At 43.7% G+C, this 18,637-nt stretch carries 17 protein-coding genes; 4 read left to right on the forward strand and 13 right to left on the reverse strand.

The window, feature by feature from the left end; all coding sequences use genetic code 11:
- Positions 1-190: 190 nt before the first annotated feature.
- The 3 genes from G9Q97_RS07370 (at position 191) to G9Q97_RS07380 (ending at position 2,062) form a co-directional block, all read left to right on the forward strand.
- Positions 191-1,192, forward strand: coding sequence for a sialate O-acetylesterase (locus G9Q97_RS07370; RefSeq protein WP_166144765.1), 1,002 nt, complete (start codon positions 191-193; stop codon positions 1,190-1,192).
- A 280-nt stretch (positions 1,193-1,472) separates the two neighbouring features.
- Positions 1,473-1,679: a hypothetical protein gene (locus tag G9Q97_RS07375; protein ID WP_154858001.1), complete on the forward strand. Its 207-nt coding sequence runs from the start codon at positions 1,473-1,475 to the stop codon at positions 1,677-1,679.
- On the forward strand, positions 1,670-2,062 hold the full coding sequence (locus tag G9Q97_RS07380) for a type II toxin-antitoxin system VapC family toxin (protein ID WP_166144768.1): 393 nt from the start codon (positions 1,670-1,672) through the stop codon (positions 2,060-2,062). The genes G9Q97_RS07375 and G9Q97_RS07380 overlap by 10 nt, the downstream gene beginning before the upstream one ends.
- A 617-nt stretch (positions 2,063-2,679) precedes the next feature.
- On the opposite strand, the gene G9Q97_RS07385 is transcribed toward G9Q97_RS07380, so the two are convergent.
- Positions 2,680-2,967 carry a type II toxin-antitoxin system RelE/ParE family toxin gene (locus tag G9Q97_RS07385; protein ID WP_166144771.1) on the reverse strand — a complete coding sequence of 96 codons (288 nt, stop codon included), beginning with the start codon at positions 2,965-2,967 and terminating at the stop codon, positions 2,680-2,682.
- Positions 2,964-3,212 (reverse strand): addiction module protein, encoded by a 249-nt coding sequence (locus tag G9Q97_RS25285; RefSeq protein ID WP_166144774.1) that lies wholly within the window; start codon positions 3,210-3,212, stop codon positions 2,964-2,966. Before G9Q97_RS25285 ends, G9Q97_RS07385 begins: the two co-directional genes overlap by 4 nt.
- A gap of 292 nt (positions 3,213-3,504) precedes the next feature.
- Here G9Q97_RS25285 and G9Q97_RS07400 point away from each other — a divergent pair, with 292 nt between their 5' ends.
- Complete coding sequence (locus tag G9Q97_RS07400; protein ID WP_166144780.1) at positions 3,505-3,645, forward strand: hypothetical protein; 141 nt, start codon at positions 3,505-3,507, stop codon at positions 3,643-3,645.
- A 232-nt stretch (positions 3,646-3,877) separates the two neighbouring features.
- On the opposite strand, the gene G9Q97_RS24995 is transcribed toward G9Q97_RS07400, so the two are convergent.
- The 11 genes from G9Q97_RS24995 to G9Q97_RS07450 form a co-directional block, all read right to left on the reverse strand.
- Entirely contained in the window at positions 3,878-4,129 is a 252-nt protein-coding gene (locus tag G9Q97_RS24995) for a GNAT family N-acetyltransferase (RefSeq protein WP_394352972.1), read from the reverse strand.
- Positions 4,130-4,197: 68 nt separating this feature from the next.
- Positions 4,198-4,335, reverse strand: a complete 138-nt coding sequence (locus tag G9Q97_RS25000; RefSeq protein WP_246255480.1) for a hypothetical protein — start codon at positions 4,333-4,335, stop codon at positions 4,198-4,200.
- A 357-nt stretch (positions 4,336-4,692) separates the two neighbouring features.
- Positions 4,693-6,198 carry a S10 family peptidase gene (locus G9Q97_RS07410; protein ID WP_166144783.1) on the reverse strand — a complete coding sequence of 502 codons (1,506 nt, stop codon included), beginning with the start codon at positions 6,196-6,198 and terminating at the stop codon, positions 4,693-4,695.
- Between the two features lie 71 nt (positions 6,199-6,269).
- Positions 6,270-8,303, reverse strand: a complete 2,034-nt coding sequence (locus tag G9Q97_RS07415; protein ID WP_166144786.1) for a carboxypeptidase M32 — start codon at positions 8,301-8,303, stop codon at positions 6,270-6,272.
- A 62-nt stretch (positions 8,304-8,365) separates the two neighbouring features.
- Positions 8,366-9,802, reverse strand: a complete 1,437-nt coding sequence (locus tag G9Q97_RS07420; protein ID WP_166144789.1) for a sulfatase — start codon at positions 9,800-9,802, stop codon at positions 8,366-8,368.
- A gap of 66 nt (positions 9,803-9,868) precedes the next feature.
- The gene (locus G9Q97_RS07425; RefSeq protein ID WP_166144792.1) at positions 9,869-12,061 is read right to left on the reverse strand and encodes a M60 family metallopeptidase; all 2,193 of its coding nucleotides are present in this window, start codon (positions 12,059-12,061) and stop codon (positions 9,869-9,871) included.
- 124 nt (positions 12,062-12,185) lie between these two features.
- On the reverse strand, positions 12,186-14,321 hold the full coding sequence (locus tag G9Q97_RS07430) for a M1 family metallopeptidase (RefSeq protein WP_246255481.1): 2,136 nt from the start codon (positions 14,319-14,321) through the stop codon (positions 12,186-12,188).
- 25 nt (positions 14,322-14,346) lie between these two features.
- Positions 14,347-15,699, reverse strand: a complete 1,353-nt coding sequence (locus G9Q97_RS07435) for a M24 family metallopeptidase (RefSeq protein WP_166144795.1) — start codon at positions 15,697-15,699, stop codon at positions 14,347-14,349.
- A gap of 320 nt (positions 15,700-16,019) precedes the next feature.
- The gene (locus tag G9Q97_RS07440; RefSeq protein WP_166144798.1) at positions 16,020-16,184 is read right to left on the reverse strand and encodes a hypothetical protein; all 165 of its coding nucleotides are present in this window, start codon (positions 16,182-16,184) and stop codon (positions 16,020-16,022) included.
- Between the two features lie 115 nt (positions 16,185-16,299).
- Positions 16,300-17,811 carry a DUF3863 domain-containing protein gene (locus G9Q97_RS07445; RefSeq protein ID WP_246255483.1) on the reverse strand — a complete coding sequence of 504 codons (1,512 nt, stop codon included), beginning with the start codon at positions 17,809-17,811 and terminating at the stop codon, positions 16,300-16,302.
- Positions 17,812-17,845: 34 nt separating this feature from the next.
- Complete coding sequence (locus G9Q97_RS07450) at positions 17,846-18,460, reverse strand: 3-keto-disaccharide hydrolase (protein ID WP_166144801.1); 615 nt, start codon at positions 18,458-18,460, stop codon at positions 17,846-17,848.
- Positions 18,461-18,637: the final 177 nt, after the last annotated feature.

Raw genomic sequence — 18,637 nt, forward strand, 5'->3', positions numbered from 1 at the left:
GGCTTTATATGGTAATGTACTTGCTAAACCATTTACCTGCAGGGCCCCAATAAACTTCATTCAGACCAATTGGGTAGGGTACAATTTTTAAAAAAGCAGCTTGGGGAATTTGATCCGCCACATATTTCCAAACTGAATGCATATGAATTCAGGTAACGATACAATCAATAAACGCTACTCTTATTAGATAATGGAAAAACATCTGGCAAATATTCTGAGAATTGGTCTATTCGGGTCCATAATTAGCCTATTACTTTTCACAGCATTTAAGCCGAAAAGCCCTGCGCCTCTAAAAGTGTTTATTCTTGCAGGACAATCCAATATGGTAGGTCATGGGGAGCTTGAAAAGGGAGATCGGGGAAATCTTAACAACCTGGTTGAAAATGATGAAAAGGAAGAATACCAACATCTGGTAAATGAAAAAGGGGATTGGAAGGTACGGGAGGATGTATTTATTTACTTTAACCATCAGGAAAAAATTCATACGGGTGGATTGACAGTTGGCTACGGAGCCAATGAAAATACAATCGGCCCTGAATTGGAGTTTGGGAATGTTGTGGGGGATCATTTCGATGAAGATGTCTTGATTATTAAAACAGCCTGGGGTGGTAAAAGCCTTGCCGTTGATTTTTTCCCTCCCGGTGACCCTATGAATATAAAACCGCCTCTAGCTGCCGGAGATACCGGATACTTTTATGTTCAGATGATTTCAATAGTAAATGAAGTTTTAGGCCAATTGGAAGATCGTGTGCCCTCGTACAAAGGCCAGGGGTATGAAATTATGGGCTTTGGCTGGCATCAGGGATGGAATGACAGAATCAACCAGGAGGCCAATGATGCCTACCGGGAGAATATGATCCGGTTTATAAAGGAGGTTCGAAAAGACCTTGGCGTACCAAAACTTCCCTTTGTTATGGCTACGACAGGAATGTCAGGTTGGGATGAAACCCACCCAAGGGCTTTATCCTTGATGGAGGCCCAACTGGCCGTAGCCGATTTACCCGAATTTATGGGCAATGTGAAAGTTGTGGACACAAGAGATTTCTGGCGTGATGTTCATGACTCGCCGGCAAATCAGTCCTATCACTGGAACCGAAACGCCGAATCTTATTTTCTGATTGGGAAATCAATGGGTGAATCAATGATTGATATTCTTAAACCCTGTTTCATGATCAGGGCTGAAAACACATAAAATCAGGGCGATAGAAATGTGTAATTGCAAATTTCACCCAAGTGAACGTATTTTTTCTGTATCAAACTTTTTTGAATCGTATTTCTTGGTTAAAAGACAAGCAAATAGGCACTAGCAAACAACACCTTTACCATTTGTTTCGTATAAATAAACACCATATTTTTGTTAAAAGCCTTTATTTCAAGTTTCTTATCGTACCTTTTTATAACTTTCGGAGAATATAGTGTAGCTCAGCGTTATTACAAAACCATACAGGCTTTTGCCACTAAATAATTGAGGAATGAAATCGATCACTATTGATATTATCAACGAAAAGGCCATCCATCTTTTACAGGATTTAGAATTGCTTAAATTGATTCGAATAAGGAAAGAAAAGGCTGGTAAAAAAGATGCTACAGACTGGGGCCGATACAAGGGAGCCATGTCCAAACAACCTATCGGCGAGGTTGACCAACAACTAAATGAGTTACGCAGCGAATGGGAATAAAATACCTCTGGGATACCAACACAGCGATCTATTACCTTCAGCAGCAATTCCCACCTTCTGCTGAAGAATTCATTGACAGCACTTTATCCGATTCCACCCCTGCTATTTCTGCCATTACCGAAATTGAACTACTCTGTTGGAAAACTGCCACCGAAAAGGACTTGGAAATTCTTCATGATTTCATCAATGATGCCTTGGTCCTGGAACTGGAAAAGGATGTCAAACTCAAAACGGCTGAAATACGTAAAACTCACAAGATTAAACTCCCGGATGCCATCATTGCCGCTACTGCTTTAGTTCATAACCTGACCCTGATAACCAGAAACGAGAACGACTTCAAAAATATCGATGGACTTGAATTGGTCAATCCCCATGAAAAGTAAACGCCCCACCTATCATTTGCAATTTACAATTGGAAATGGACGGAATTGCCAAAAATCTACGGCTTTCAAACCATTTAATCCAGCGTATTTTCATGTGTTTATAATTGTCATTTAGTGGTCACATGGAATCTCGCAATTAAAATCATCCCTCTATGTGAGGTTCTCCTCATGCCTGTCTGCCTCAGGCAGGCTCGATTTCATCTGTTTATAGTTGTTTTTTAATGGTCATAACTTGCCCCGGTTTATCGGGGTGCCTGCCTTCGGTAGGCAGGCTCGATTTAATGATCTATAATCTGATAAGCCTATCCCCTAGCTAAAAATAGGTTATTCGCAAAGAAATCGCAAATGAAATAAAGGACTGTAATTTGTTAACGAGTGTTAGGCTAGCATATCTTTTCAAAACTATGCCAGACCGAGTTCGAAATTGCGAACTTTTGTTTACGAAGACGTTCCTTAGTAAGCTAGTTCAAATGGCCTAGAAGGGATTTCGACTTTGAAGGAGTTTAGAAATAGTAGGGTGTTGAGGTTTCTTCACCCAGTCAGGGAAAGTCGGGAATAAATAGGGTGTTAGGGATCCTATACCTAGTAAAGGTACTGGGGCAGCCCTGTGGGATGAGCTATTGCCATTTCTCAGGGTCTTCCCGAGTGCCTAATACGGCTAAAACTATTACGTACTTATCTTCTACAATAAAATGAATGGCATACGGAAAATGCTTTATCAGAGAAAATCGGGTAGTGTTGTACCTAATCTGATAATGAAGTGGGTTACTAGTGATCAAATCCAGCTTTTCTTCAACTTCATCCAAAAATCGCAATCCTAAATCTTGCTGCTTCTTCTCGTACCATTTTGCAGACTTTAAAATGTCTAGCTCAGCTTCTGGCTTGACAATAAGAGAATAATTCATAGCTGGCTTTTAATACGGGCTTTTACTTCATCCCAGCTTGACCCTGATGATTGATTAGCCTTATGTGCTGCTATTCTTTCATCTAATATTTTTTTATGTGTAGCACTCAGCTCATAATCATCTTCTTTCATGTCTGCCTGTACCATAGCATACATTAAGTTTATGAAGCGATCATCTGCTTTATTAATGTATTCGTGAAGTAATTCTCTGATTTGTGCTGCTCCCATGATTATTTCCTTTTCCACAAAATAACGATTATTTTACATTTTTAGGTTCATTTTAATGAATGATATTGATCCAGCGACTTTCTCAGGTTTTGCATCCTTACTCTTTTGTAGCGTTCTGTGTTGGTGATACATCCGAATGAGTGCACTTTATTGGTGTATACTTTAATCAACGGGCGGTATGATGCATCGAAGATTTTTACCCATGGCGACATGGTGTCTTCAAAAGCTGTTGAGGGATTTGTATTAAATTTGGAGGAGCTGTTTTCTGATTGCGTATGAGGAATAGGTGGTAAATGGGTTTGCGCTGGATGTGAATGATTACCTGATAAAGCCTGTTTCTTTTGAGCGGTTTAGAAAACCCATCGACAAGAAGGTTGACTATCTTTCTGCACAGGTGACCGGCGAAGAATTTGCTGACAAACCCAATTCCTTTTTTATCAAAACACCGTAATTGGATGCTGTTATCTGCTTTCGCTGGACTAGGGGAAAAATTTTAAGTTAGCTATCGGCAGGAATACCAAAAAATTGGTTTTTGAGATGTTATATAGCGGTTTGGAGCTTGGCGCAGTGGCGGTTTTCGGAGAACCTTCCTGTCCACCGAGACCAAATTTACTTAAAAGCAAAACGCTCGAATTTACCACTTTCCCCGCCATAAGTTATATACGCTGTTGGCAACAGGCTTTTTATTCAAAGTGTATTTTCATTCCTTCGTGAGTTGCTTTAAACCCTAAGTCCTCATAGAATTTAATCGCTTTCGGTCGTTTTTTGTCAGTCGTTAATTGTAGTAAATGAGCATTCCGTTCTTTTGCTCTATTTATAGCCCATTTAAGCATTGCTTTTCCAATTCCGTGTCCTCTTTGGTCTTTCTTTATTCTTACGGCTTCTATCTGCGCTCCAATTCCACCCCGATAAGCCAGATACTGTATAAAGGACAATTGTAAAGTTCCGATAATTTCAGCATTTTCGTTTTCAACAATAATTAGTTCTTGATTTCCGTCAGAACTTATTTTTTTTCAAAAGCGTTAAGGTATTCGGCTGGTAATGGTACCTGAAAATTTTCCCTGGTTTTTCCAACCTCATCATCAGCAATCATTTCCACAATTATTGAAATATCATTTTTTGTCGCTTTTCTAAATTTCATCTTTTTATTTAGTTTTTTCAGCTTGTTGCCAACAACCGGATACAGCTAAATTTTGAATCAAGTTGCGTGTATTTGGACCATGTCCGCCAGCCCACTCCCTGTTTTCATGGGTCAAATTAAGGATTTCGTATTTGGAATCAAGCGTGACCGGTTACTTTTTTTTGATATCAGGAAGCCTCTAGGGCTATCTGGTATCGATACCTATTGGTTACCCCGATAGTAAAAATCGATTCACAGGCCTTTTTTTCAAGGAAAGGTATTTTAGGTAAGGAATTCAGGCCAAGACCGAACCAAGACATTTCTGGCGTGACGGTGAAGACTCACCAATAAACCAGTCTTATCAATGAACAGGCTACATCAATACTTTGCCGCTTCACCCTTCAGGGGGATTGATTGTTGAATAAACTCCCGGAGATCATTGGTAGACGTTACCAAATCTTCCTCCCTCACATACATCATGTGACCACTTTCATACACGTTAAAATGTAAACGGTCTTTCATTTTACCGCTTGGATCAAGCTTCCACATGCCATTCATTTGTCTGAAATAATTGACCAACATATCGTAATATCCTGCTTGAAATAATACGTGTAGATGGGGGTTCTGCATCAGGGCATTGCGCAATTTCTCTCCGGTCCCATCCGTAAATCTATCCCAGGGCCATGGGAATACAGAGCCAGAAACATGGTATTGCAGGTCTGTTTTAAAGTTTAAATCATCTCGAAGATATGCATTAATTGCAGGAGTGAAGGCATTATCCCAGGCAGCTGACTCCGGTGGCGTACTTCCGGTAAAGGTATCGCCCCCATCCATTTTATCTATACCCTTATACCGTGCATCCGAAAGACCCAGGAAATATCCTTCATCCCTTAATAACTCTTTTCTGAAAGCTTTAGTGGGCACTGTCAGATTGTGGTCCAATATGAATTCCTTTTTGAGACCTGTGTACCGGGCTAATTTTTCCGCAACGGCTTGTTTCTGATCTTCATCAATAAATCCGCCTCTTTCGACTGCTGGTAAATATTCCTCTATGGCATACGTTTCAACTTCTGAGAGAACATCCGTAAGACTTTTTTTCTGTAAATCTTCAGGTAGCTTTTTATGATACCAGGCTACCGCAGCGTAGTTGGGCAACTGAAGCACTTCATTGCTTGCGATAGGAAGTTCCATTTTAGTCCCGGAAACAATAACTACTCCGTTAAGGTAAATCCCATGGTGGTCTTGCAGTTCAGCAGATAAGCCCGCTACGCGTGTTGCCGAATAACTCTCCCCAATCAGGTACTTTGGGGATCTCCAACGTTCTTGTCGTGATAAAAAATTATCAATCCAGTCAGCCAGGTAGGTAATGTCTTGATACACCCCAAAAAAATCTTCCCGCTTGCCATCATTTAATATGCGGGAAAAACCCGTGTTGACGGGATCAACATTTACGATGTCTGCCACATCTATAATGGAATGGGGATTGTCGACGACACCATAGGGTTGTATGGGATATCCCTCATCACTTATTTCCAGCCGTTTCGGACTTGTATAACCCAAATGCATCCACAACGATGCAGCTCCCGGCCCTCCATTGAATGAGAACGCAATGGGTCGATGCTCATCCTGATCCACATCACTTCGTTTGTAATAGGTATAAAACAACGCAGCATCAGGTGCTCCATCTTCACCGTATACCGGCTGAGTACCTACCGTAACCTGATAGGGTATTCTTTTCCCATTAACCGTTACTTCATTGGAAGAGACAAAGGAAGTATCGGCCGGTAATTTATTGTTTTGGGCATGCAAAGAAGTAAGGCAACCAATTAATAAAAGTAAAGGGAAGATTATTTGATGGAGAAATTTACTGGTTTTACTACACATAATAACGTATTTATTTAAGGGTTAAAGTTTTTACAATTTTTCCGGAGATGCCGTAAAGCCTTGCACAAAAGTTATTTATAGGCTTCAAGCGCATTTCGCATCGCCCTCAATAGTGGCCTGGAACTTAAAGGTTCACCTGTTGCTTGAATCATCCACAGATCGGGTGTAAGCTTACCGATTTTGCATGTTCGTATCATCTCCGTTGCAAAATCCTTTCCTTCGAACTGCTCTTCCAATTGCATGACGACAATATTACCAATAGGATAGCTGTGCAAATAGAGCGCCCCGGAAATGAAATGGTTATAGATGGCTAAGATAGGGACATCCCTTACACCGAAGATCTCTGCAAAATACTGGTTCCAGATATCCTTCGCAATAGCAATGGTTGCTGCCTTAAGCTCTTCAACAGTAGCATCCGGATGATCATACAGCCAATGCCACACCCTGATCTCGTGAAGCGCTTCCGATCCCATTTCACAAACAAACCAAAACGCGGCCAGGGCATTGTCCTGCTTTTCCCGGGCACTGTATTCCTCATTTATTCCTAAGGCAATCAAGTTGCGGTAAGCAATAAGATCTGCCATGGCTTCTGTATAAGGGCTGCCTGGGATGCCTTTCAATAAATAATAATCAGACATGTAGGTACCTACATTCTGCTGAATGGTATGGCCGATTTCATGCATCCCTACCCTGTAATTTTTGTAATCCAGGCCATCCTTTTCAAAACGGATACGCAAATGTGCTTTAGCGCCTTTCATTTGTGGCGCATTGGCATGTCCTCCGGAGGGAATTGGATCAACAACAACGTGATTGCCTAAAAATTCCGCTTCAAAATCCGGGAAACCAATCCTTTTGAGGATGTTGGGTAGATCTTGCTGAAATGCCATTGGGGTGGGATATTTTTCTTTGATCAGCTGATCCAGTTCATCCATTTTATAATTCGTATTGTCGCTGAAACCGGTGTACCAAATATCGAAGGGTTCTAACTTTCTGCCGATCTTTTTTTCAATCAAGGCCGCTACGGCTTTCTTTTCTGTAGCGCTTAAAACTGATTCCAGCAATGAAACAATTTTTTCTTCACTCAGCTGACCATTTTTAAAGGTTCGGGTCAAATACGTTGATCCTTCGGGATGGATGGCATCCTGTCGCATCTTGGATAACATGTTGTGATGCAACACTTTGTATCTATTATCGGGTTCAGCCTTAAAAGCTGTTTCGACAAGTTTTTCTCCCTCTTTCAGATAAACCTTATTGGCTATGGGTTCCCAATAATAAGCCGTTTCTCCTACCATGCATTCCGGTATGGTTTGATAGATGATATGCATCACTATGGTACTTATGACGCGCTGCTTTTCCAGAGGATTATCCCTGTAATAAAGCCCTTTGATTTCATCCCTTAGTCCATTGTGACTGTTTAACCGGGTTCCTTCAGGAAAAAGAACTTTAAGTTCGGGTGATAACACATGGTCCATTGATAGAATGTAGCGGGTGGTGTAATCACGAAGCTCATCAGGAATCGGCATGGGGTCGGGCTCCTTATCCGGATCGGACCTGAAATCAAATTTATCTCCCAATCTGACCATTGCCCACTTTTTTCGACTCCATTTAGCCCCAAATGCTTCCTTTTCTTCATTGGTATAATAGGGGAAATTGAGGGCGATGGCGAGGGCAAGTTTGCTTTTGAAAAAATCAATCGTAATTTTTGAATCGCTAAAAAACCTGTCGAGCTCGGTGATAGGTCGCGTCATGGTCACCAATGGGAAATCGAGTGCCAGAGAGAGTTCTCGTTGGTACCCATTGATGGCACTAAATTGTTGTTCAGCAATATCCAGCGCATTATCAAGCTCCGGACCGGAAGGGATAAACTGCTTCAGGCAAAACTCCTGAAATTCGGAACCACTACCATTTTCTTCAAACCAAAGATTAGAAAGGTGCCTGACACCACGAACGATGCGTTCTGAATTTTCATCTCCATATTTCGTTATCAGTTTCTCAGTAACCTGATTTACACCGTCCTGTAAACTGTCTTTGAAAATCTCCTGTCCGAAACTACTATGTGAGACAAAAACCAAGGAGATAATAACTAAGTAATAAATGTTTTTCATTTTGATATTTACAATTAGATTAAAGGCTTTTAAAAATCCTATTCAGGTTAAAATGATAACCATTACTTCCCTTTCACCTTTCCTACATATTCCGGATTGATTTCCCGGGGAATGGGCGCATCAATCTCCTCTTGCCACTTTATAAGATCATCAAGCAACTCATCCCGTTTATCAACCTGCACAGCTGCAAGGTTCGTTGTTTCGCCAATATCATCCGCAAGATTATACAATTCAACTGCATTGCTCTCTGCTAAATTTTTACGACCGCCGTCGAGTACCCACTCTTCGTGAAATTGCAATAACTTCCAATCCCCTTTCCTGATGACACTCACCGGCCTTGATCTGAAAAGCGTATCCCGTGACTCCTTTTTCATTCCCTCATAGGATTGCAGGTAGGCAGGAAAATGCCAAAAAAGAGCGTCCCGGTCCAGGGTTTTTTCTCCGTTTAGCAAGGGTACAAGACTCCGGCCGTCCAACACATAATCGGTTGGTTTTTCTACACCGGAAAGCTCCAGAAAAGTCGGGTAAAAATCAATCCCGATAACGGGCTCCTCGCATACTGTCCCCGCTTTTATTTTACCTGGCCAGTAAGCAAACATAGGTTCCCGAACACCTCCCTCATAATACATTCCTTTTCCCCCACGCAAAGGTTTTTGGCTCGTATAGGTTCCATGTCCTCCGTTGTCTGAAAAGAAGATCAGTAATGTATTTTCAATTAGTCCAAGATCCTCCAGTATCCCATTTATTCTGGCCACACTTTGATCGACACTTTCTATCATTGCGGCGTAGGTGGTATTATTGTGTTCCTGGGATCCCTCTTTTTGCTCGTATTTATGGATTAAGCTGTCTTTTGCCTGAATGGGGGTATGAACGGCATAATGGGCCAGATAGAGAAAAAAAGGATCCCCTGTTTTTTCCGGATTATTGTCCTGGATGAATGTCACCGCCTTTTCGGTCAAATGATCCGTAAGGTATTCTCCCCCATCATTGAAATGACCTTGAAATCCTGAGCCCGGGATGCCCAGATCAAAACCTTGCTTTTCGGGAGAATTACCTACATTCCATTTTCCTATGGCCGCAGACCGGTAACCTGCAGGTTTTAAGGCCTCTGCAATCATCACATGCTCAAGGGGCACCGTTCTGGAATTGGGTATGGGGATCAACCTCCTGTCCTTCGGATCTCCACGATCTGATCGGGCAACGGTGTAGACACCATGCCGGGGTGAATACTGACCACTGAGCAAACAGGCGCGGGTTGGGGCACAATTAGCCGCATTCGCATAGGCCTGGGTGAATACCATACCCTTTTTTGCCAATTGATCGATATGGGGTGTTTCGTAAAATTCCGAACCCATAAACCCTACATCTTTCCATCCCATATCATCAATAAAAATAAAAACAATATTAGGCTTTGCTTTATTCTCGCCTACCTTGTTAGAGGAAAAAGCTCCTGCTGCGAGCAGCAAAAGAATTAAAATAAAAGGATACAATGGTCTCATGGTATTTTTATTATATGCCCGCTCCTGTTTTTGATTTTTTTTGCCTACACACTTTTTCATTGTTCATCAATCCTTTAACCAGTTTTCCGGAAAATAAAGCCTCTGGATTCTTTCAATCTGCTTATTCGACTCCGCTGCGTATGCTTCATTCCATTCCGAATAAATAAAGGCCATGTCCCGCTCCAGGTCGTGACCATCGGATGAAGGATGGCCGTCTTTTGGAAACATTAGCTTTGCATGGGCCTTGGCCTCGGATTGTGTTTTGGGAAGGATGGATTTATAATGCTCCAATGTTTCAAAAATTTCCCTGGATGGAGATAATCCGGCTGCCTCCAGGCTGTCAGACAAGGCCTTGTTATTTTCAGGTGGCCTGCCCCAAAAATGAAGCAATGGGCGGAGGTCTGCCCCTGCTGCAGCTGACATGCGCAAAATCCGATCGTCGGTAGGATGGTGCGTTTTTTTAATGACAAGGCCCCGGTTATAATCCTCATTCACTTTCCTAAACATATCCCCCAGGGCATCCCATCCGAATAAGCGCACCACATCAACATATTTGCCATGTCCCCTGTGCTGGTAGGACATGCGGTCCCGGTTTAGTGGCCGGTTGTTTCTGAAGGGTTCCGTTACCATTAAATTGATTGCTGCCATGTCCAGGTCTACATCCAGTCGATTACTTATCGACCAGCCGAAGGCAGAATCCAGCTCCATTCCAAATCCATGATTGGCAACCGCCACATGCAGTAGGTTGACAATAGATTCTGTTTCATTTTCAAAAAACGAGGGAACGTGTGAATGTCCCATTTCGTGGAAAATGACCCAGGGCTGCTTTACTGGTGACTGCAGCATGATATGATTTCCTTTTCCGTCCGATTCTTCCGTAGGGTCATACCTAACGTTGATCTCCGGATATCCCGGGGCATGAACCCCTGCACGCATGATCGCATCTACCTGCCGAAACATAAAATGGGTACCCTGCGGCAATGGCTTGCCCAAGAGATCGGCAACGGCATCCATAGCCCTATCGTAATTGTCGAGCATGATCTTAGGATTATCATAATCATTAATCCAGTTTGTGGGCACCTGCATGAGAAATTTTTCGGTTTCAAAATCCGCCCAGGCACCCGGATAATGACGCTCGGTTTTTTTCCACTCCTCCAGGCTGGTTCTGTTTTCTTCTCTGGTCGAAAAATAGGGAGACCGCACGGCTCCGGTAATTTCCAATTCTACGATGCCGTCCTCATTTCCTTCCGGGACTTCAAAATAGATGTTCCCGCCAAGGGGAGAACCCACCGTGATGGTTTCGTCTACCACAGGATAGATGATCGTTGCCCTATCAAGTCTTGCTATTCTGTTCCGGTAGCGCAAATCCCAGAAATGCGTTCCAACCCGGATGGTATATCCTTTGTTTACCACTTCCGGAGGGACTTTAATTTTAACAATCGTACCTGGTGCTACGTAAGCTCCTGTAGGACGTCGGGAATAGGCATCCTGGTGAAAATAGATGGGCGTTCCCCAATTTGGCGCCTGTGATGCGTCTACCTTAACCCGGTAAACATTATCCGGATCCTTTGGTGGATTAACCTCTCCCGGAAAATACGCCGCCGACTTGAACATGGCTCCATGGTATACCTGAGGGAATTCTTCCAACTTTACAGCACTATAACTGCGGGTAATGGCGTCCATGATATAAAAAAGTGCGTAATGAATCTCCATACCGGGCTGTACCTCCCGAAGTAACATTATTTTTTCCCCTTGGATATCGAATAAGGGTCCGGCCGTCTCCTCGTAGGTACTTACCAGATCAAAAGCCTGCTCGATAATTTCCTTTTTGATGCCAATCGCTGAAATGTTGGCCTGAATAATGGCGTCCTGCTCCATTATCTGATCCGATGTAAGCACTGATTCCCCTGTCAAATACTTCTTCAGTTTTGAAAATGCTTGTTTAAGATTTGAGGAAGGGGTCTCCACATCCATTTCACTGATGGTTTGATACCATGCTTTTTCCACTTTTGCCGAACTCGGGCCTCCAAAAAACTGTCCCCGCGAAAAAACCAACGGTCCAACCTGATTGAACAGGTATTTGTAATTCCCATCGCTGCCAAAAGCAACATTGGTTGGCTCCACAAAATACTGTTCCGGTTCACATTCCAGGTAGCCTGCCGGCCCCTGAGCCAATGTACTTATGGCGATTGAAAAAATCGGAAGAATGAGTATCATGCCCTTTAGGGATCGTTGCGGGATAAGTAATTTAAATTTCATGTGGTTACTATTTGCTTTTCAAGGACTATAACTCGTCTATACTGAAAGTTCCCGACCTTCGAGGGCATCCTCCCTCTGTGGGAATAGCCCTCATCATACCCGGTTTTTAGAAAATTTCAGACCATTATTGGTTCGAATTACGAATAAGTTCAATCGCCTTCTCAGCAGCATTTTTTAAGGTATTGCGGGGCGACCTGACTTTTGCGGCTTCATTGAGAAATCTCAGGTGTGATGCATTGCCATTTGCCCCGATGGCCATAAGTGCCTCCGCTCTAACCAGGAAACTGTCATCCGTTTCGTAAATGCGCTTGAAATCACCTATCATAGAAGGGTCTTTTAGTTGTCCCAGGGCCTTTATAGCTGCAGCCCTTACTTTTGAATGGCTATCGCTGACAGCATCTAAGAAAACTTCTTTACTATTGCTTGCATGGAATTCAGACAAGTGCTGAACAGCCGCTTCCCTGAGGGCCCAGAAATTATCCCCCCTGGCAAGCTCAGTCCATTTCTGAATCGTTTTCGGAGAGCTGCTAAAGGCCTTAAGCTGATCAATAGCCCATAATCTGCCGGGTACATCATCGTTTTCAACCTGAAACAAAAGTTCATCCTCGGTTTTGATAAATGTCCATTCCTTGAGCAGGTGGTTGCCTTCATCAAAACGGACCATCATGGGCGCTTCATCGAGTTTGAATTCAAATTTTTCGATAGGATCCTTCAACCAGATCTTTTCAACCCGCTTTCCATCCTTATGGTAAAATCCGATATTAACGGGAATGGTGTAAATGGGCACATCCTCCCACTTATCCTGCGTTTGTTTTATTTCCAACCCAAGCGTCTTAGTGGATTCATCCCAGTTTTTGCTGACCTCAAATACGGCATGTCCCGGACGAAACAGAAACTGTTCGAAGAACAAATCCATGTTCAGGCCACTGACCTCTTTCACACATCGCATAAAATCCTGGGTGCTTACTGCCTGAAATTCGAATTGATGCAGAAACTGATTGATAACTCTGAAAAACGTGTCATCACCCAAAACAAACCGAAGCATGTGCAAGACATTGGCTCCCTTGGGATAGGCATGGCTGTCAAAATTCTGTCCCGGATTTTCATAACGGTTAAAGACAATGGGGCGCATATACCGGTTATTCGCTTCGCGCAGGTAGGCGTTCTTTTTCCGCAGCAGGTCATATGCCGCTTCATCCTCACCCCAATCAAATCGTTTATACAAGTAATCGGAATAGGTAGCAAAACTTTCATTGATCCAGTTATGCTCCCAGCTTCTGCATGTAACCAGGTCTCCCCACCACTGATGCGCAACCTCATGGGCGAGAATCCCTTCAAAAGAAAAGTCGATTGCTTCGGCTACAGTTGTTACGGCCCCTTCTCCAAGAAGGGTTGCCGATGTGGCTTCGGCTCCCCCACCCTGATGCGCAGAGACCACCTGATCATATTTTTCCCAGGGATAGGGATAGCCATATAGACTGGTAAAAAAATCAATCATATAAGGTGTCTTGGCAAATGATCTTTTTGCGTCCTTCTCATGTCTTTCATATACCCAATAATTTACAGGCAATGCGTCCAGAGAATCTTCGATGACCGTATAATTTGCAATGCTAAGATTTGTGAGATAGGTGGAGTGCGGCAGGCTTTGTTTCCAATGGTAAGTGTGTTTACCATTTTCCTGATTTTCCGTAATGCTCAGTAGCTTACCATTTGACAATACCTTGTAGGCACTGTCAACAGTAACAATCATTTCCTGTGTTACTTTGTCATGGGGATAGTCGTAACAGGGAATCCATTGCCTGGCTTTGTTGGGCCAGCAATCGGAAGAAACCTGCATGGGATTGGTTTCGGTTTCATCTATAAACTTCAGGCCTTCTACCTGCTGGGAGAGGTTGTACTTTATGGTAAAAGTCAGGGTGTCTGCGTAGGAATACCTGCGGGAGAGGTTAATATGGACTTTGTCTTCGCCCTGAGTAAAAGAAAGCGGAAAACCCTTGCTGTCAAGCACATCGCTTACAAGCAGTGATACCGCATCCAGGCTGACCCTGTTCAGATCACTTCTGAGCGGTGTGAGGGTAACCGTGTTTTGTCCCGTCAATTGCTTCCCCTCTATATCGATATCCAGCTTTATGCGGTAATGTAAGGCATCAAAATCCCTGTCCGGCTCGAAGGTCACGGGCCTTTGATAAACGTCAATCTGTTGGGCAAACAGTTCGTAATGAGCCAATAAGAGCATTAGAAAACCAAAAATATACTTCATGTTTCTTTGAATTAATTTAGGTTTCTTATTGATTATTTTTCATAAATGCCTCTATTTCAGCTACCGTCCGGGGCAGCCCTGCTGACAGGATTTCAAAGCCATCTTCGGTGATCACCACAGTGTCTTCGATCCGTATACCGGTTACCTCGTCCGCTTTTCCCATGATGTCGCAGGCAAAGACAAAACCGGGTTTCAACGGTTCTCCACGGTCAAAGTCAAGCATCCGGTCATGCACGGCCATGCCTATGCTATGGTTGAATCCGCCGTCCCGAATCCATAACTTGAACCGGGGATCGGTGGTGTCAAATCCCAATTTTTCAAGCTCTCCTTTAACGACCGCACCGATCTCTGTCAGAGAAATCCCCGGCCGGTAAAGACTCTGGCATATTTCCCTAACAAAAAGACCCAGCTCGTATATCTCCCGCTGCGTTTCGGAGAATTTTCCACTGGCCGGAAAGGTGGTTGAAACGTCTGACGCATAGTACCCCACATTGGCACCACCATCCAGGATGATAAAGTCTTCTTCCTGCAATGTGCGGTCATATTGCATGTAATGCCCGTAGGCATGGTTTTTATCCGACATGATAATGGTCCCGAACGCCAATCCTTTTGCCCCGCCGGACATACAAACCTGCTGAAAAAGGGCGGCCAATTTTACCTCTGCTACCCCCGGCCTGGTATTTTTTATGACCGCTTTGTGTGCTTCAACAGAAAGCTGGGCTGCCTGACGAAGCACATCAATTTCAGCTTTAGACTTGATCTTTCGCAGTTCCCAGATAAATGGCGTACAATTCACTACCTGGTTTTCAGGAAATCGCTGGTTTAAAACCTCCACGAATTGCATTTCTCGGGTAAGTCTGCCATCCCATTCATTCTCGGTTACGGAGCGTCTGAATTTGTTGTATTTTTCCATGGAATTTTCGCCTATATGTTCTTCCGGACTGAAGGGCGTATAAATTACCGTACTGCGCTTTAACCTGTCCTTTAGCGTTTCAGAAAAATCCTCATAGGGAAGATAGTTTTCAATTCCGGTAACTTTTTCAGGCTCCCTGACCAGGTCCAGCGGTATGTTTTCACCATCAGCATGCTGCTCACTGATGGTAAAAAATAGTGTACTTTCCCGTCTTTCACCATCCACGATAAGAATGGCATTGGGAATTTCAACCCCCGCAAAATACATCATGTTGTTGTATTGGCTGAAAGGTGTATCTCCCAAAGGTTCTGATGCACCCCGGATGATGGCAATGCCATCAGGAATACTATCCATGAGCTTCTGCCTGCGGTTGGCGTATTCATCTTTCTCAAAAATTAGCTGTGCATTTACCTCAATTACCGTGAAGCTAAGCAGCAGCGTTAGAAATAAAGCAGATTTTATCATTCCTGGATTATTGTTTTTATTTAATCAAAAGAAAAAAGGGAGCCATTTGATACCATTTTATCAGTTGGTTTGAGGCGGAGCCTGATTGCCATTATTCTCTAAAATTACAAGGTTTGCGCTGGTTAATCCTCAAGCATCTTAGCCAAAAAATGTGGTATGTTAACACTGACCGGGCTGAGCTAAAGCATCTTCGTTGCCTTTCATGAAGACTTAAATGTGATACTCGAAAAAAATTTCCCAAAGCAACAATGTGTTCAGAGTACTGTAAACCTGGGATTCGATGCTAAATGAAGTTTATTTTACTACGCGGCTTGTTATTTTCAAGCTTGCGGTTCGAAGGTGGGGCGTAAGACATTTTTTCCTGAAAATTTCACCATTCTGGCAGCTCGTTTGGGTTCAAAGACGATCCCAGGCGGAAAAATCCGACTGTCATCCCGGTCGTATTCCATCACATTCTCCACAAAAGAAAGGGTGCCGTCACTCATTTTGGGTACCGTCTGCTACTCGGAAGGCCTAAGGGCGTTTATGTATGGACCCAGTGTAGTTTTCAGGGTTGGCAAAGCACTAACGGAACCCAAGCCCTGTAGGGGCGAAATATATTTATTTAATACTCAGCGGATGCCCTTCCTCAAACAAAACCGGATATCTCTTTTTGATCATTTTCTGTTCTTCAGGGTAAAGTGCTTCTATTTCCATGGGCACATCCTGCGGTCGGGTACCCTTTTGGTTCAGGCGGTTCATCAGACTCCAGTTCCGGATCGGTTTGCCAGGTTCGGGATTACCAGGTTCCTGAGCTTTCAGATCATATCGGGTAAAATCGATCACTTTTTCAGGAGTTTGGGCAATCCAGTCCCTCAGCGTAGCCATCCTGAAATCTTTGTTCATGAACCAGCGGATCTCCAGTTCCGGTTCCGATCCGCAGATGCCGGAGCCCCGATGAACAAAGCGATAATCCAATTCATCATTGCTTTTGAAATGCTCCCGCCAAAGCATCCCGAATTCTCCATGCGTGATGGCCTTTGCATCCGGCCAGCGCCGGCGTATTTCACTGAGCCAGATATCAAGCCCTTCCATGCCATTTCTTCCCTGGTAGCCAGGCCAGAGCTTACGGGCTTCTACAAGACTCAGTTCCCAGATAGAGGTTACCCATGCGAAACCATTCAATTCGAATCCCTTGTCAAAGTGGCTGGCAGTGGTGGCAAGCATTTGTCTTACTCCTTGTTCTGTACCCAGCCGGATCACTGTTTCGATGGGGCCTACTCCCATCCGGCTACCACAATTGACGCCGTCTATGCGCCTGGCACCAGGATACCTGGCATTCAAAAAGTCTACCGTCCAGCCATCAAGGTTGACACAATCAATGAAATCCGCTTCTCCCTGAGCCGGCTTGTTGAAATGTTCGGTAGATGGATAATATGGGTACACAATGGATCCGTCTCCATCTCCATTGTCTACCGCATACTGGCTCCATATGGTGCCCTGGCTGACGTGTATGCCTTCTTCTTCTGACAGGTACCGGAGGTTATCGGCAGATAAAAAGCCACCGATCACGGCAAGGGGCCGGTATCCGTTGCCCACCATCTCAGAGACCATTTGCAAGCCTTCATGCAGGTCACGGTTAGTTTGCTCGCGGGAATTGTACATGGGTGAAAAGTAGGCACCAGGTATAAAGGTGATTTCATCTCCGTATTTTTTGTGGTAAGAGACGATGAGCTCCCTTAAGTCCTGATAATTCTGACGTTCGTCCTGAAGGGCAAGCCAACTGAAGGCCCAAGTCATTCTTGCTCCGGGCCAGGCTTTTTCGATGGCTTCCCGGAAGATGCGGGCCTCGCGGGGACTGTGCACGGCCGACTCATCCACACCATGAAATTCGGTACGGGTGGTTTCTATTTGGTTTACACGAACTACGGAAGCAAAAGTCAGGAACCGATTACCCATTAGTTCTTCTTCCTCCACCTCAGATTCGGAATAATCGGTGGGTCCATTGATTTTTGAAATAAAGTTTTCCGTCTGCCCGATCCCTGTTCCGTAAGTAAGCAGTATCAAGACCAAGCCACTAATTAGCGGGACAACGACGGACTGCATTTTTCTTTTTATGATGCTTCGATTCATTCGGTATGTTTACTTTTCAAATGACGGGTTTTAATCAACGTTTCGTTATGACTATGTTGCGGTAGGCTACGGGTCCATGGTCACCTTGTAGCATTAGGGGCCCCAAGGGTTCTTCTATTTCATCTAAGGAAGATGCGGTAGGCCCCGTTACCGCTGCATTTTCGTGTACGGTGATGCCATTAAGCTTCACCTTTTTAAACATCGCATGCTTTGTTTTTTCCCCATTGGCGTTAAACCGGGGGGCGTTAAATTCTATTTCCAGGTGCTGCCATTCCCCTGGTGCTTTGCAGGCATTTGTCAATGGAGCAATGCCTTCATAGGTTTTAGTACCATCGTATCTGGCATAGATACCTCCACAATCCCAGGAAACCGGGTTTTCTTTTCCCCAGCTATCAAAAATCTGGATTTCATACCTTCCCTGTAAATAAACTCCGGAATTGGATCCCTGAGATACCATAAATTCCAGTGTTAGATGAACATCTTGAAAATTTTCTTTGCTAATAAGATTGATGATCCGGCCAGCCTTTCCATTAACAAATACTCCCTCCCCTCTAAGGCTTGTTAATCGTTTAGCGTCTACCGAATTTAATTTTACCTCCCCACATTCAAACCATTCTCCTATTGGTGCTTCAAAATCATCCAAAGTCATTTTTTTTTTGCTGACTCAAGGCTTGGTTGAACATGAGTAGCGGCCATATGATAACTAAAAGAAATTGCTTCTTACTCATACTTAACTGGTTTCAATGATTGCTTGTCATGGTTGCAGCAGCTTAGCGCCAGTATTATTTTGTGGAGAAATAGGTTCATCAATGGTTCAATCCCTTAC

Origin of the sequence: Cyclobacterium plantarum, from assembly GCF_011290685.1 — a bacterium.
Classification (GTDB): domain Bacteria; phylum Bacteroidota; class Bacteroidia; order Cytophagales; family Cyclobacteriaceae; genus Cyclobacterium; species Cyclobacterium plantarum.

What these genes read in the sequence shown, in the direction of transcription:
- G9Q97_RS07370 (WP_166144765.1), top strand. Translation starts at nt 191, where the DNA reads ATGGAAAAACATCTGGCAAATATTCTGAGAATTGGTCTATTCGGGTCC.
- G9Q97_RS07375 (WP_154858001.1), top strand. Translation starts at nt 1,473, where the DNA reads ATGAAATCGATCACTATTGATATTATCAACGAAAAGGCCATCCATCTT.
- G9Q97_RS07380 (WP_166144768.1), top strand. Translation starts at nt 1,670, where the DNA reads ATGGGAATAAAATACCTCTGGGATACCAACACAGCGATCTATTACCTT.
- G9Q97_RS07385 (WP_166144771.1), bottom strand. Translation starts at nt 2,967, where the DNA reads ATGAATTATTCTCTTATTGTCAAGCCAGAAGCTGAGCTAGACATTTTA.
- G9Q97_RS25000 (WP_246255480.1), bottom strand. Translation starts at nt 4,335, where the DNA reads ATGAAATTTAGAAAAGCGACAAAAAATGATATTTCAATAATTGTGGAA.
- G9Q97_RS07410 (WP_166144783.1), bottom strand. Translation starts at nt 6,198, where the DNA reads ATGTGTAGTAAAACCAGTAAATTTCTCCATCAAATAATCTTCCCTTTA.
- G9Q97_RS07415 (WP_166144786.1), bottom strand. Translation starts at nt 8,303, where the DNA reads ATGAAAAACATTTATTACTTAGTTATTATCTCCTTGGTTTTTGTCTCA.
- G9Q97_RS07420 (WP_166144789.1), bottom strand. Translation starts at nt 9,802, where the DNA reads ATGAGACCATTGTATCCTTTTATTTTAATTCTTTTGCTGCTCGCAGCA.
- G9Q97_RS07425 (WP_166144792.1), bottom strand. Translation starts at nt 12,061, where the DNA reads ATGAAATTTAAATTACTTATCCCGCAACGATCCCTAAAGGGCATGATA.
- G9Q97_RS07430 (WP_246255481.1), bottom strand. Translation starts at nt 14,321, where the DNA reads ATGAAGTATATTTTTGGTTTTCTAATGCTCTTATTGGCTCATTACGAA.
- G9Q97_RS07435 (WP_166144795.1), bottom strand. Translation starts at nt 15,699, where the DNA reads ATGATAAAATCTGCTTTATTTCTAACGCTGCTGCTTAGCTTCACGGTA.
- G9Q97_RS07440 (WP_166144798.1), bottom strand. Translation starts at nt 16,184, where the DNA reads ATGAGTGACGGCACCCTTTCTTTTGTGGAGAATGTGATGGAATACGAC.
- G9Q97_RS07445 (WP_246255483.1), bottom strand. Translation starts at nt 17,811, where the DNA reads ATGAATCGAAGCATCATAAAAAGAAAAATGCAGTCCGTCGTTGTCCCG.
- G9Q97_RS07450 (WP_166144801.1), bottom strand. Translation starts at nt 18,460, where the DNA reads ATGACTTTGGATGATTTTGAAGCACCAATAGGAGAATGGTTTGAATGT.